This is a genomic window from Tenacibaculum sp. MEBiC06402 (assembly GCF_049239625.1).
GTDB lineage: Bacteria > Bacteroidota > Bacteroidia > Flavobacteriales > Flavobacteriaceae > Polaribacter.
This window is the reverse complement of the sequence record NZ_JBMKKT010000094.1, coordinates 122,216-137,372: the sequence shown is the minus strand read 5'-3', so window position 1 is coordinate 137,372 and position 15,157 is coordinate 122,216. Positions and strand designations below refer to the sequence as shown.

The following is a 15,157-nucleotide window of genomic DNA, read 5'->3' as shown; positions in this document are numbered from 1 at the left end:
GCTCCAAAAGAGCGCTTTTTTATTAATTTATGATGATTTTTTTAGTGGTAAAACTATTCTCACCCATTATTTTGAGCAAATAGATTCCAGTTTTTAAATTCTTAATCGCGTGTTTATTCCTAATAAAAACAGGATTTTTGACAGAATAAACCTGTTTTCCTAAAACAGAATACACTTTAATTGCTGTAATTTTACTTTGAGAGGCAATAACATGTATGTTTCCATCTAATGAAGGATTAGGAAAAGCTCTAACATCACTTAGTTTAGTTAAATCATTAACACTAGCTGTAGCCCATCTATTCTCTGCATTTGGACCTCCCCAAATTTGAGTTGCCAAGTTAGGATTATCGATAAACGGATTTCTATTTCCTTGAGCATATTGGTTAGCAACATTTTCGTGGTAATTGTTTCTATTGTCTTCAATAGTGGAAACTGGATCTTCCGCATTCCATTCTAAAAACAAATCAATCATATCATCAGGAGTACTTGCAGAGCTACCAACCCCAACAACAGATGGTAAACAACGATCTCCATAACGTAAATACATATACATCATCATTCTAGCAACATCTCCTTTCCATTCATCACCTGGATACCAACCTCCAGTTACATCTCCAGAATTTCCTGAACCGTCTGCAAAGGCTTTATTTCCTCTTTGACTGTTATATTGAACATCAGACGGACGCAAATGGTGAGCATCTGAACCTGGTCCTGAGGATCCTAAATTAGGATTTCCTAAACTTCTTGGATATACGTGCTCTCTATTCCAATCTCCAACACTTCCTCCATTGTCATTAATTCCTCTTGTTCTTGCTGTAGTTCCAGAACTTGTATATCCGTAAATTAAAATAACTTGACTAGAGTTATCAGGATTTACATCGGTTGCTTTACACGCTTCCCAAACATCTGGAGTGTAATCTAAGAAATTACCGTGTGTATTAATAATTTTCGTTGCTAGTTCTTGTTTTAATTCTAATCCTGATTTCGTTAAATCAACATCATTATAATAGCTCTGTTGAGCATTTATTAATAGAACATTTAAACCTAAAAAAAGTAAAAGTAATTTTTTAATCATGATTTATTTTTTTTCTAAAAGAGCCATATAAAATCCATCAAAACCAGATTCATGTGAAAGCACCTTTTTGTCTGAAACAAAAGAAAAATCCTTTCCAGCTTCTGATGCTAAAAATTGCTCAACTTGCTTTTGATTTTCAGACGGTAAAACAGAACAAGTAGCGTAAACCAATTTACCACCACTTTTAACCATTTTTGAATAACTCTGAAGTACATCTTGCTGCACTTTTTTAATGTTATCTAAAAACTCAGGTTGTAATTTCCATTTACTATCCGGGTTTCTTCGAATAACTCCTAAACCAGAACACGGAGCATCAATTAACACTCTATCTGCTTTGTTATATAACTTCTTAATTGGTTTTGTAGAATCAATAACTTTTAAGTCGATATTATGAACATTATTTCTACGAGCTCTAACTTTTAATTTTTTAAGTTTACTCTCATAAATATCCATGGCAACTATCTGACCTTTGTTTTGCATTAAAGAGGCTAAGTGTAAAGTTTTACCACCAGCACCAGCACACGTATCTACAACCTTCATTCCTGGTTCAACATCTAAATACGCTGCTACTAATTGAGACGATGCATCTTGTACTTCAAAAAAACCTTTTTTAAAGCATTCTGTTTTAAAGATGTTTGCACGTTCTACTAATTTTAAAGCATCAGGATATCCTTTTATGAACTCAGTATCAATTCCCTCTTCGCGTAACTTCTTTTGTAAGATTTCTTTAGAAGTATTTAAGGTATTCGTTCTAAGAATTACTTCTGCTTGTTTGTTTAAAGAAGCAATTTCTTTAGTCCAAACTTGTTCTCCTAATTCCTCTAAGCCAATATTATCTATCCAATCTGGAATAGATTCTCTAAATTTTCTGATTTTTGATAACTCATCAAACTTTCCTTTAATACGTCGAGTTGGTGTTGGTTCAATTTGATTCCAATCTGGTAATTGAATACCTCTCAATACACACCAAACTGAGAATAAGCGCCATAAATCCTGACGAGAAAAAGGTTCTTTTACATTGGCAATTTCTGAATACAATCGTTTCCAACGAACAATTTCATAGATTGTTTCTGCAACAAACTTACGATCTCTTGCTCCCCATCTTTTATCTCTACGCAATGCAGTTTCAACTGCTTTATCAGCATAAACTCCTTCATTGAATATGTCTCTAAGACTATCAATTACTGCAAAAACTAGGTTTCTATGTAATCTCATTGTAAATATTTAGGACGGCAAAGATACTACGATTTATTGGGTTTTTGTATTTTCGTTATGCATGAATTTAAATCAACCAATTACATACGTTAAAGGAGTTAGTGTAGCCAGAGCAGAATTACTATATTCTGAACTAGGAATTCGTACTTGTAACGACTTACTTCATTTTTTTCCGTATCGTTATATTGATAAAACTCAGTTCTATACAATTAATGAATTGCATCGAAACTCAGCTGAAGTTCAGGTGGTTGGAAAGATTACCGGAATTAAAACGGTAAAGCAGAAAAGAGGAAGTAGGTTAGTGGCTACATTTTCAGATGCAACCGGAAGCATTGAGCTAGTTTGGTTTAAAGGAACAAAATGGATTAAAGATTCTTTAAAAATAAATGTTCCTTATGTGATTTATGGAAAACTAAACTGGTATAAAAATGTAGCTAGTATGCCGCATCCAGAAATGGAATTGGTAACAGAATACAAGAAAAAGTTGCAAACAGCAATGCAACCGGTATATTCATCTACTGAAAAGCTTACGAATAAAGGAATGAGTAATAAAATTATGCGCAGTATGATGCAGAATTTATTACAACAAGTTTTTGAAGGAATTCATGAGAGTTTTTCTGAATCGTTCAAAAGTCAATATAAATTACTAGATAAACGAGAATCATTATTAAATATTCATTTTCCTAAAAACCAAGAGTTATTAGCTAAAGCGCAATATCGATTAAAGTTTGAAGAATTGTTTTTTATTCAATTACAGTTATTGGTTAAAAAACTAATTAATAAATCTAAAATAAAAGGTTTTGTATTTGAAAATGTTGGTGAATACTTTACGGATTTTTACAACAATCATTTACCTTTTGATCTTACTAATGCTCAAAAAAGAGTGTTAAAAGAAATACGCAAGGATTTAGGAAATGGAGCACAAATGAATCGTTTACTTCAGGGAGATGTAGGATCAGGGAAAACTATTGTTGGGTTATTAGTAATGTTATTGGCAATTGATAACGGTTATCAAGCAACAATAATGGCTCCAACTGAAATCTTAGCAACTCAGCATTACAACGGAATAAAAGAATTACTTAAAGACACTAAAATTAATGTTGAGCTATTAACTGGTTCAACTAAAACGAAAAAAAGAAGAGAAATTCATGAGAGATTAGAAGACGGAAGTTTACATATTTTAATAGGAACTCATGCCATTATTGAAGATAAAGTTCAGTTTAAAAAATTAGGATTGGCTATCATTGATGAGCAACATCGATTTGGAGTGGCGCAGAGAAGTAAATTATGGAAAAAGAGTTCAGAAGAAGGAATTCCACCACATGTTTTGGTAATGACAGCGACTCCAATTCCCCGAACCTTATCAATGTCTGTTTATGGAGATTTAGATATTTCTGTTATTGATGAATTGCCTCCGGGAAGAAAAGCTGTAAAAACGTTACATCGATATGATAGTCATCGTTTGGGAGTTTTTAAATTTTTAAAAGATGAAATAGAAAAAGGAAGACAAGTATATGTGGTGTACCCATTAATACAAGAGTCCGAAGCGATGGATTATAAAGATTTAATGGATGGTTATGAAAGTATTTCTAGAGAATTTCCTTCGCCAAAATATCAAATTAGTATTGTTCATGGACAAATGAAAGCTGCTGACAAGGAATATGAAATGGATCGATTTGTTCGTGGCGAAACTCAAATTATGGTTGCTACTACAGTAATCGAAGTTGGTGTAAATGTACCTAATGCTTCGGTTATGGTAATTGAAAGTTCAGAACGTTTCGGTTTAAGTCAGTTACATCAATTACGAGGAAGAGTAGGACGGGGTGCAGATCAGAGTTACTGTATTCTATTAACTAGTTTTGAATTGTCTTCTGATGCAAAAACTAGATTAAAAACAATGGTAGAAACTTCCGATGGTTTTAAAATAGCAGAAGTAGATTTGAAACTTCGTGGTCCAGGAAACATTATGGGAACCCAACAAAGTGGTGTTTTAAATTTAAAAATTGCAGATGTTGTTAAGGATAGTCCGATTTTATTTCAAGCTCGACAAGCAGCTATAAAATTATTAAATGATGACCCGAGTTTATCTTCTCCAGAAAATAGTCTCATTTTAAAAAGATTAACGCTCTTGCAACGTACAAGTGGAATTTGGAGCAATATTAGTTAGACAAAACTAACTCTGCCCATTCTTTAGGTGATTCTAACATTGGGAAATGCCCTGAATTCTCTATAGGAAGTAAAATGTTATTTTTTATTTCCGAAGCTAGTAATTCAGCAATTTTAAAAACAGCAACAGGATCATTTTTTGCCCAAACAATTTTAGTTTTTAAGTTGGTTTCTTTTAACGCTCCAATCCAACGATGCCAAAAAAAGTAACGTTCATTAATGTAGTTGGATAGTCGATGAATTACTTCCTTTCCGTTATTGTAAATCAACTGTTGCCACATTTCCTTTAATTCCTCATCAGTAACTTTTTCTTTATTGAAATACACGTTTCTAATGTTTTTAGAAAAAATAAATTCATTTGATAATTTAGCTACATATTTTCCAGTGAACTTATTCTTTAAAAGCTTTTGAATCAATCGTAGTTGAGAAAGTTCAATATGCATACTTCCATTACAAAGGATCAATTCTTCGATTATTACATCAATTTGATTTTTATTATGCCGAGCTATGATTTCTGTTGCAACACTCGTTCCGTAATCATGTGCGAGTAAGGTGAATTTTTTCACATCAAGCTTTTTCCATAACTGCAATGCAACATCAGCTTGTTCAATCAAAGAGTAAGAATATTCTTTTGGTTTGTCTGAAAACCCAAACCCTAAATGATCATGAATTATAACTCGATACTCTTTTGTAAGTGCATCTAATACTTTATAATAATCAAAAGATGAAGTTGGATAACCATGTAAAATTACCATGATTTTATCATTGTGCTTCCCTTCATCAATCACAAAAACTTCCTTATCAAATATTTCAATGAATTTTCCTTTTTGTTTCCATTGATTGGCTGTCATAATTTTTTCTTTAGAGGTATAATGTGGTGAATTTAAAATAAAAATATTTTAAAATTATATATAGTGCTAGTACAATAATTAACATTCATAATATTTTCATAATTTTGCTTTATGAAAAAAATAATAATTGCTATACTTCTTGTCGTTGAAGTTTGCTATGCACAGGACAAAATTTCTTATGTTGATTTTACAGAAATTCAAAAATTAGTAGAAAAAAGTGAATCAGAGAATGATTATTTAAAAGCCGCCGAGCATCTTAGTAAGGTAAGTAAGAATGATTCAGTTTATTATTACGCTTTATCAGATAGAGTATATTATCTTTTAAATGCTGGTAAATACGAAGATGTAATTGAGCTTACTAAAGATGTAATTGAAAAAGGTTCAAAGTCTTCTAGATTAAACTCCTACATAAACAGGGGTGTTGCTTTGACTAACCTAAAAAAGATTGATGAAGCTATTGAAAATTATAACAAGGGATTGAAAATATTTCCCAAAAATTTCTTGTTATGGTACAATAAAGGTGTCGCTTTAATAAATCAAGGTAATTATGAAGAAGCGGTTGAATGCCTTAAAATGAGCATGATTTTAAATCCGTATTATAAAAATACACATATTCAATTAGGAGATATATTTTATAAGCAAAAAAGAATGACTCAAGCTTTAATGAGTTATAACTTCTACCTTTTATTAGATCCAGACTCTGCAGAGTCATTTACCGTTCTTAATAAGTTAAATCAGTTAGTAAAGGTCAAAAACTCAAATGAAAGAGATGAAGAGCTTGAGTTAAGTGAGGCGGATGATTCTTATGAGGAAATAGATTTAATTTTAGAGAGTAAAATGTCTTTAAAGGAGGAATATGAAATTCCTAATAAGATGAATATATCGCTTACAAGACAAAATCATATCATGATCCAACTTTTAAAAGATTTTGAAGGAGAGAATGGTTTTTGGGAGCAAAAATATGGACAGTTTTATAAATGGATTTCTGAGAATGATCACTTCAATAATTTTACTTACACAATTTCTTATTCTATAAAAAATGAAGATTTAAAAAAGATTGTAAAAAGAAATGAAAAAGATGTTGTTGAGTTCTATGCAAAGGTCAGAGAAAAATGGGGGGCTATTATTTCAAATAACGAATTGAATCACGGAAAAAAGAAACAAAATGTTTCTGTGATATACAATAATGAAGGTAAAGTAGCTGCTATTGGTAAAATTGAAGACGAGTTAAAAAAAGGCTTATGGTACTTTTATGATTCAAACGGACTTTTGGTAGCTGAAGGTAGTTTTGATGATAAAGGAGAGAAAATAGGACTTTGGACTTGGTACTATGATATTAATAAAGTAAAAGAAACAGCTAATTATACTGATGGTAAACTTCATGGAGAAAATTTAATGTACCATGAAAACGGAAAAAAATACGTGATTGCGAATTATGAGCAAGGCTTATTGCATGGTGAGTATAAATATTATAATGACAAAGGAGCGTTAATCCAAAAAAAGTATTTTAAGGATAACAAGCTAGATGGAGTTTATAAAGCATATTTTAACGTAGGAGAAGAACTACTTGAGTTTTATATTCCTTATAAGGATGGTTTAAAAGAAGGTGAGACTTTTGAGTATTATACTAATGGAGATGTTTTCTTTAAAGCAAATTATGCTGCTGACAAAGTTGTTGGAACCATTAAAAAATACCACTACAACAAAAAGTTGTTGGATGAAATAGAATATTCTGGAGAGGTAATGAATGGCGCTTATCATTCTTATTACGCTAATGGACAATTACAGGAAGATGGTCAAACTTTAGAAGGTGAATATCATGGACCTTGGAAAATTTATTACCAAAACGGTAATTTACAAAGTGAGTTTACCTATGATAAAGGAAGGTTACATGGTCTTTATAAGTATTATGATAAAGATGGTAAGCTTCATTATGAATACCAATACAGAAAAGGAGAGATTATTTCTTACAAGTTTTACAATAAAAAGGGAGAAATAATTAAATCAGAAAAGAAGAGTGGAGGAGAGTTTTATTATGAGCATTATTCTCCGGGTGGTGTGAAAACTTCAGAAGGTCTTTATGATATTTCAGGAATTAAAAAAGGTGAATGGAAGTACTACACTAATAATGGAGTACTAGAATCTAAAGGGAACTATGTCGATAATAAAGTTGAAGGAAATTATCATGGATATTATAACAACGGTAACCTAAGCTATATAACGCCTTATAAAAATGATTTAAAAGATGGATATTACGTCGGTTATCATATTAATAAAAAGATTTCCGTTCAAGGTTGGTATAAAAATGATTTAGAACATGGTGAATGGAGATATTATTACACAGACGGAAGCCTACAAAATATTAGTTTTTATCACAAAGGTAAACTACATGGAACTCAAAATGTATATGGTGTTAATGGGAAATTAGAGTATACATCAGTATATAAATATGGAGAGTTGATATCAGATGTTTATTACGATAAAGATGGTAAAGAATTCGAAAGAATAACTTATAGTTCTGATAAGGATACTTTTAATGTCAAACATTTTAATGGTTCTGATAAAATTAATGTTTCAGCTATTAATCAAGTAAAACATGGACCTTATACAAGTTTTTATTTCAATGGGAATAAAAAAGTTACAGGAACATATGTAAACGATCAGCAAGATGGTGTTTGGACTTGGTATTATGAAGATGGAACTAAAGAATCTGAAACAACCTATTTGAATGGTAAAGTAGTTGGTGAGAATGTTAGTTATCATAAAAATGGAAAAGTAGAAACTAAAGCTACTTATGTGTATGATGCATTAGAGGGTAAACAATTAGAGTATTATGATAATGGTAATATTGAAGGATCTATAGACTATGTGGAAGGTCAAGTCCATGGTAGAAGAGAGTTTTATGATAGATCAGGAAAATTACAATTAATAAGGTTTTATAATCGAGGTGATCTGATAGGTTATAGTTATCTTGATGCTGAAGGAAAAGAAGTCAAAATGATTGCAATGCCGAAAGAAACAGGAGAGATAAAAGCTTATTTTGATAATGGTAAACCTTCATTAATAATGCAATTTAAAAATGAAGATATTGTAGGTAACTATAAGTCTTTCTACTACTCAGGAAAAATTCATGAAGAGATAAATTTTAATTCTGGAAAATATATAGGAGCTTATAAAGAGTATTTCGAGAATGGAAAATTGAAAGAATTAAGAAACTATAATTGGGGAGTTCTTCATGGATCAAGAGTTTTTTATTACAAAAACGGTAAGGTTAAAAAGGAAGAAAATTATATAAATGGATCATTGAACGGAGATATGAATTTTTATAATGAGGAAGGAAAATTAATCAAGGTAAAAAAGTATGCAAATGATAAAGTGTATTCAGTCGAAAATTTTTAAACTCAAAGTTTTTGTATTTATTTTCGCTGCTGTACCTAACTTATTTGGTCAGTTTTCTGAGGAATTTACAAAGTATTCAGCAAAGTATCCTGAAGAAGTAAAAGTAAGACTGGTTAAAGAAACAGTTATAGAAATAGAATTAAATAAAGGAGAGATACAGATAACTGAAAACTCTAAAGAAAGAGATTTATATTTAAATGAATCAGTTACCTTTAATTCTGAGGGTTCTTTAAGTTACTCCTTTTTTTATGACTTAGAAAAATTGGAAGCTTCTTCTTTCTCTTTAGAAAAGGGAAAATACAAAGAAATTGAAGTTGAAAATTTTAAAAATAAAGACAATTTAGATGATTCTTTTTATGATGGTTCGAAAACTGTAAATTTTATTTATCCAAATCTTAAAAAAGGATCAATTTCGGAAATTAATTATAGCTACAACATTAAAAATCCTAGGTTTTTAAACCCTTTTTATTTTGGAGATTATTTTCCAATTGCAAAAAATAAAATCACTTACGTTGTAGATAAAGATATCCAAATTGAGTTTAAAAAGTTTAACTTGAATGATAATCAAGTAAAGTTTTCAAAAAAGAATAATAGAAGAACAAACGAATACACATGGGAAGCAGCAAACCAGGATAGTTTTGAATTTGAACCCGGGGCTCCAAGTTACAAAACTGTTTTACCGCATATAATACCAATTATTACTTCCTACAAAAAAGAAGATAAAAACATACGTTTATTAAATGATGTATCTAACTTATATGAATGGTATTATTCTTTGGTGAAAAATGTTAACACTGAAGAGGCAGATAAAGAATTAAAAGAAGTAGTTGCCCAGATAACTAAAGACAAAAAAACAAATCTAGAAAAAGTAAAGGCAATCTATTATTGGGCACAGCAAAATATAAAATATATCGCTTTTGAATATGCTTTAGGTGGTTTTATTCCTAGAGAGTCTAATGAAGTTTTTAGAAAGAAGTATGGTGATTGTAAAGACAATTCAAGTATTCTTTATAAAATGCTTGAAATTGCTGGTTTAAAGGGAAGTTTAACTTGGATAGGTACAAGAACTATTCCTTATACCTATGAAGAAGTTCCAACACCAATTGTAGATAATCATATGATACTCTCTTATGAAGAGGATGGAAAAACTTACTTTCTAGATGCAACTGGAAGATACATGAAATTGGGGCTACCTACCTCATTTATTCAAGGTAAGGAGGCTTTAATTGCTGATGGAGACAGTTATAAGATTAAAAAAGTTCCTGTGGTAGATGCTAAAGTAAATTCTTTTATCGATTCTACGTTCATAAAATTAGAGGGTAATAAAATAATTGGTAATTCAAACTCAAGGATTTCTGGTTATACTAAAATTGATTTCTTTAATTCTTTAGAAAGAATTAATACAGAAACTAAACTTCTAGAATATTATAATCGTAAGTTATCTAAAGGAAATAATAAATTCTTAATAAAGAAGATTGACGAGAAGAATAAGTATGATTATGATAAAGAATTCATTCTTGACTACGATTTCGAAATAGATAATTATTCAAAAAAATTGGATGACGAAATTTATCTTAACTTGAATTTGTACAAAACGATGTCAGATTTTAGGGTTGATAAAAAAAGAAAAAACCCTATCGAATACCGTAATAAAATGTTTTTAAGTTACCATACGGTATTTGAAGTTCCAGACTCATACAAAATTGATTATTTACCTGAATCTGTCGAAATATCAGATGATTTACTTAATTGTAATATCAATTATTCTGTTAAAGGGAATAAAATATTTTACAGTCAAAATATTACAATGAATTATATATTACTGAATGTTGAACAACAACAAAAAGTAAACGATTTAATTAAGAAAATAGAAAAAAGCTACAAGGATGTTGTAGTTCTTAAAAAACAATAAAAATTATGAAAAAAGAAATTAGAATTCTATTACTATTTTTAATAACTGTTCAACTTTCGTTTGCACAGAGTGAGCCATTTTATAAAACTTATGACTGGGATAAAACTCCTGCTTATAACATTAATGTTGGTTCTGATGAAGAAATGGGGGCAGTAAAAGAAAAGATTGCCACAGAGTTTTATTTTGAAGGTGATTCTTTCGTAGAATATTTTCTTGAACATAAAATTCTTTGGTTGAATTCAGATGATAAGATTGAACAGTATAACAAAGTTTATTTACCATTCTCGTCAAATTCTGAATTAGTTGTTAATAAAGCAAGAGTAATTAACACTAAAGGTGAAGTCATTGATTTAGATGAATCTAAAATATTAACAGCTACAGACGAAGAAACTGGAAGAACCTACAAATATTTTGCATTTGAAGGTGTAACAAAAGGAAGTTATATTGAGTATATGTACGTCGTTAGAAGGCTGCCTATTTATAAAGGTTTACGTTTAAGTTTTCAATCTTCTTACGATAAAGACTTAGTTGAATTTGATCTGTTTTCTCCTAAAAATTTAGTGTTTAAATTCAAAAGTATTAACGATTTCCCAGAGGTAGAAAGAGATACTACAATTGCTGATAAAGGTCATTGGACTTTAAAGAAGCCTAGTTTGAAGAAAATTGTAAGAGAAAAACTAGCAGCATATGACGCATCACGTGGTGGTATTATTTATAAGTTAGATGCTAACGTTGCCAATGGAGTATCTGACATATCTGGTTATAGTAAAGTATCGCAAAACTTGTATAAATACTATTATGCCGAAATAGAAAATAAAACTTCTAAACTTATTGATAAATTAATAAAGGAATTAGATTTAGAACAGAGTACAACATTAGATGATAAATTAAGAAGAATCGATTTCTTCTTAAAAACAAATTATTATATCGCAGACTCATCTGATCCCAATCTATCAGATATTAAGCAAGTTTTAGATAAAAAAGTTGCCAATGATAGAGGGATTGTTAAGTTATTTATAGCGCTCTTTAAAAAATTGAATATTAAGCATGAGTTAGTAATTACATGTGATAGAGATGAGGTTAAATTTGATAAGAAGTTCGAAGCAAATACATTTTTAAAAGAGTTTCTTTTTTACTTTCCAAAAACTAAAAAGTATTTATCACCAGATAAATTAGAATCTAGATATGGTTTTCCTCCAGCGGGTTTAACCGATAATTATGGATTGTTTATAAAGGAAGTAACTGTTGGAGAATTTAATTCGGCTATTGGGAAAATTAAGTATATAAAACCAATAAAAGCGAAGGAGACTAAAGATATAATGACTATTGATATTTCTTTTGATCCTGACAATTTAACTAAGAATATAATTCATTATGAAAGAGAGTTTTATGGTTATTATGCTTTGTCAATGCAGCCTTTTATTCATTTGATAAAAGGAGATGATAGAGAAAAAATGATTGATGGAATGGCAGAAACTATTAATAAGGAAATCGAAGTTACCAATAGAAAGTTAGAGAATGACAAACCTGAATTATTTGGAGAGAAACCCCTTCGTTTCATCGTTGATTTAAATACTGAGGCATTAGTGGAGAATGCAGGTAGAAAATACTTATTCAAATTAGGAGAGATTATTGGTAGGCAGATTGAAATGTATCAAGAAGAGAAAAGAACCTTAAAGGTTGAAGAACAAAACCAAAGAAGTTATTACAGAACTATCAAATTAACAATTCCAGAGGGATATAAAATTTCTAATTTAGACGATATTAATATTGATAATTCCTACAAGGAAAAGAACAAGGAATACTTTGCTTTCAAATCGTCTTATGAGGTAAATGGTAATGTTGTGACAATTAAAGCTGATGAGCACTACCGTAAAAATATTATACCAGTTGCTCTGTATGAAGAATACAGAACAGTAATAAATAGTGCTGCTGATTTTAACAAAATTGTTTTACTATTAGAACCTAAATAAGCAGGAGCTGAGATATTTGAAATATCAGTAAAATGTATGGGGAAGATATTGTGAATTTTGCTTAGTTTTGATGTAGAATTTAAATTATTTAGCCATATATTTTATTGATGTAATATTACCAATTCCGATACGAAAAACGTTTACGTATTCGGTTACTACAGAAGAAGCTGCTTTCTTACAAAAAGGAATGAGAGTAGCTATATCTTTTGGTAAATCAAAAATGTATTCGGCATTGGTGTTTAATATTCATCAAACACCTCCTGAATTATACGAAGCAAAAGAAATTCATCAAATATTAGATGAAAAGCCTATAGTAAATCCTACCCAGTTAAAACACTGGGAATGGATTTCTTTGTATTATATGTGTTCTTTAGGAGATGTATATCGAGCGGCCGTGCCATCTGCATTTCTATTAGAAAGTGAAACGATTATTTATAGGAATGAATCGTTTAGTAATACAGAGTTATTGTCGGATCAAGAATATCTCATTTTTGAGGCTCTTCAACATCAACCGCAGTTGACTTTACATGAAGTTGGTGAAGTTTTAGATCGAAAAAAAGTATTACCAATAATAAATCAACTAATTGATAAGTCTGTTCTTTATGTAAAAGAAGAGATATACGAAACCTATAAACCTAAATTGGTAAAATATGTGCGACTTGGAAAAAATTATCAGTCGGATGAAAGTCTACAAGATTTGTTATCTCAATTAACAAGAGCTAAAAAACAACGAGATGTTGTACTCACATTTTTTCAACTAAAAACAGAAAAGAAGCCAATTAAAGCAAAAACTCTTTCCGAGAAATCAGGTGTTTCATCACAAATAATAAAAGCCTTGGTTGATAAAGAAATTTTTGAGCTTTATCATATTCAAACAGATCGAGTTGAGTTTAAAGGAGATGAAAATCCTCTAAAAAACTTGAATGAGCATCAAATCAAGGCCCTGGATGAAATTGAGGAGAGTTTTAAAGAGCATGATATTACTTTACTTCACGGTGTAACAAGTTCAGGTAAAACTGAAGTGTATACGAAACTGATAAAAGAGGTTTTGGAAAGCGGACAACAAGTTTTGTTTTTATTACCTGAAATTGCCTTAACAACTCAAATAATAAAGCGTTTACAAAATTACTTTGGAAATCAAATTTCTGTTTTTCATTCGAAATACTCCGTGAATGAAAGAGTAGAAGTTTGGAATAACGTTTTAAATAATAAAGTAAAAGCTCAAATAATATTAGGAGCGCGTTCTACTATTTTTCTACCATTCTCAAATCTAGGTCTAATCGTTGTTGATGAAGAGCATGAAGTTTCCTATAAACAGTTTGAGCCATCACCAAGATATAATGCTAGAGATGCAGCAATAGTTTTGGGTAAATTACACAATGCTAAAATTTTATTGGGTTCGGCAACTCCATCCATAGAAACAAAGTTTAATACATCACAGAATAAGTATGGTCTAGTGAATTTAAATAGGCGTCATGGAAATGTTCAAATGCCTAAAATTGAACTAATAGATATCAAGGAAAAGAGACGTAAGAAAGAAATGGTTGGTCATTTTTCTGATCGTTTGATTCAACTAATGAATGAAGTGTTGGAAGAAAAGAAGCAGATTATTTTATTTCAAAATAGACGTGGATTTTCTCCAATTGTAGAATGTACAACTTGTGGACATTCGCCTCAGTGTCCAAACTGTGATGTTAGTTTGACCTATCACAAGTATAACAGTCAACTTAAATGTCATTATTGTCATTATCAAAGAGCCATGCCAAATAGTTGCGGAGCTTGTGGTAATGCTTCTCTCGATACCAAAGGTTTCGGAACAGAGCAAATAGAACTGGAACTGAAAGAACTTTTCCCAAATCACAATATTGGTCGTATGGATTCTGATACAACTCGAGGAAAGTTTGGTTATCAAAAAATTATAGAATCTTTTGAAGCCCAAGAAATCGATATTTTAGTCGGAACTCAAATGTTATCAAAAGGTCTGGATTTCGGCAATGTTTTATTGGTTGGTATTTTAAGCGCAGATACCATGTTGAATTATCCTGATTTTCGTGCTCATGAAAGAGCTTTTCAATTAATGGTTCAAGTTTCAGGTAGAGCTGGTCGATCTGAGACACAAGGTATGGTAGCTATTCAAACCTACAATCCTTATCATCAAATATTACAGCAGGTTTCTACGAATAGTTATGAAGAAATGTATACTGAACAACTACAGGATCGCTGGCAATATAATTACCCACCTTATTATAGATTAATTAAAATTACTTTAAAACATAAAGATTACATCAAGGTTAACGAAGGAGTTAATTGGCTAGCCAGAGCTTTACAAAATGTTTTTGGAGAATATGTACTTGGACCTACTGCTCCAGCGGTTTCTAGAGTAAGAAACCAGTACATCAAAAATTTAATGGTCAAAATTCCTCCAAAACAGTCATTGGTAAAAACTAAAGAACAATTACAAAAGGTAAAAACAACGTTTGAAGCTGTTAAAGAGTTTCGACCAATTCGCTTTATCCTAGATGTTGATGCTTATTAACTCATCTAATTAAAGAGAAAGAAAGTATTT

At 30.6% G+C, this 15,157-nt stretch carries 8 protein-coding genes; 5 read left to right on the top strand and 3 right to left on the bottom strand.

Annotation, left to right across the window (positions count from 1 at the left end; all coding sequences use genetic code 11):
- Window positions 1-22: 22 nt before the first annotated feature.
- Together ACOSP6_RS07545 and ACOSP6_RS07540 are read right to left on the bottom strand one after the other, a co-directional pair.
- Window positions 23-1,075 (bottom strand): endonuclease, encoded by a 1,053-nt coding sequence (locus tag ACOSP6_RS07545; protein WP_422093624.1) that lies wholly within the window; start codon window positions 1,073-1,075, stop codon window positions 23-25.
- 3 nt (window positions 1,076-1,078) lie between these two features.
- Entirely contained in the window at window positions 1,079-2,290 is a 1,212-nt protein-coding gene (locus ACOSP6_RS07540; protein ID WP_422093625.1) for an RsmB/NOP family class I SAM-dependent RNA methyltransferase, read from the bottom strand.
- Between the two features lie 61 nt (window positions 2,291-2,351).
- Between ACOSP6_RS07540 and recG the strand changes: the two genes are divergently transcribed.
- Entirely contained in the window at window positions 2,352-4,457 is a 2,106-nt protein-coding gene (gene recG, locus ACOSP6_RS07535) for an ATP-dependent DNA helicase RecG (RefSeq protein WP_422093626.1), read from the top strand.
- Here recG and ACOSP6_RS07530 read toward each other — a convergent pair.
- On the bottom strand, window positions 4,450-5,307 hold the full coding sequence (locus tag ACOSP6_RS07530) for an alpha/beta fold hydrolase (RefSeq protein ID WP_422093627.1): 858 nt from the start codon (window positions 5,305-5,307) through the stop codon (window positions 4,450-4,452). The genes recG and ACOSP6_RS07530 overlap by 8 nt on opposite strands.
- A gap of 111 nt (window positions 5,308-5,418) precedes the next feature.
- On the opposite strand from ACOSP6_RS07530, the gene ACOSP6_RS07525 reads away from it, so the two are divergent.
- The 4 genes from ACOSP6_RS07525 to priA all read left to right on the top strand — a co-directional run bounded on the left by ACOSP6_RS07525 (window position 5,419) and on the right by priA (window position 15,127).
- The gene (locus ACOSP6_RS07525; RefSeq protein WP_422093628.1) at window positions 5,419-8,706 is read left to right on the top strand and encodes a tetratricopeptide repeat protein; all 3,288 of its coding nucleotides are present in this window, start codon (window positions 5,419-5,421) and stop codon (window positions 8,704-8,706) included.
- Complete coding sequence (locus ACOSP6_RS07520) at window positions 8,675-10,618, top strand: DUF3857 domain-containing protein (protein WP_422093629.1); 1,944 nt, start codon at window positions 8,675-8,677, stop codon at window positions 10,616-10,618. The genes ACOSP6_RS07525 and ACOSP6_RS07520 overlap by 32 nt, the downstream gene beginning before the upstream one ends.
- A gap of 5 nt (window positions 10,619-10,623) precedes the next feature.
- On the top strand, window positions 10,624-12,591 hold the full coding sequence (locus tag ACOSP6_RS07515; RefSeq protein ID WP_422093630.1) for a DUF3857 domain-containing protein: 1,968 nt from the start codon (window positions 10,624-10,626) through the stop codon (window positions 12,589-12,591).
- A 94-nt stretch (window positions 12,592-12,685) separates the two neighbouring features.
- Window positions 12,686-15,127, top strand: a complete 2,442-nt coding sequence (gene priA / locus ACOSP6_RS07510) for a replication restart helicase PriA (protein WP_422093715.1) — start codon at window positions 12,686-12,688, stop codon at window positions 15,125-15,127.
- The last annotated feature ends 30 nt before the right edge of the window (window positions 15,128-15,157 follow it).

What these genes read in the sequence shown, in the direction of transcription:
- ACOSP6_RS07545 (WP_422093624.1), bottom strand. Translation starts at nt 1,075, where the DNA reads ATGATTAAAAAATTACTTTTACTTTTTTTAGGTTTAAATGTTCTATTA.
- ACOSP6_RS07540 (WP_422093625.1), bottom strand. Translation starts at nt 2,290, where the DNA reads ATGAGATTACATAGAAACCTAGTTTTTGCAGTAATTGATAGTCTTAGA.
- recG (WP_422093626.1), top strand. Translation starts at nt 2,352, where the DNA reads ATGAATTTAAATCAACCAATTACATACGTTAAAGGAGTTAGTGTAGCC.
- ACOSP6_RS07530 (WP_422093627.1), bottom strand. Translation starts at nt 5,307, where the DNA reads ATGACAGCCAATCAATGGAAACAAAAAGGAAAATTCATTGAAATATTT.
- ACOSP6_RS07525 (WP_422093628.1), top strand. Translation starts at nt 5,419, where the DNA reads ATGAAAAAAATAATAATTGCTATACTTCTTGTCGTTGAAGTTTGCTAT.
- ACOSP6_RS07520 (WP_422093629.1), top strand. Translation starts at nt 8,675, where the DNA reads ATGATAAAGTGTATTCAGTCGAAAATTTTTAAACTCAAAGTTTTTGTA.
- ACOSP6_RS07515 (WP_422093630.1), top strand. Translation starts at nt 10,624, where the DNA reads ATGAAAAAAGAAATTAGAATTCTATTACTATTTTTAATAACTGTTCAA.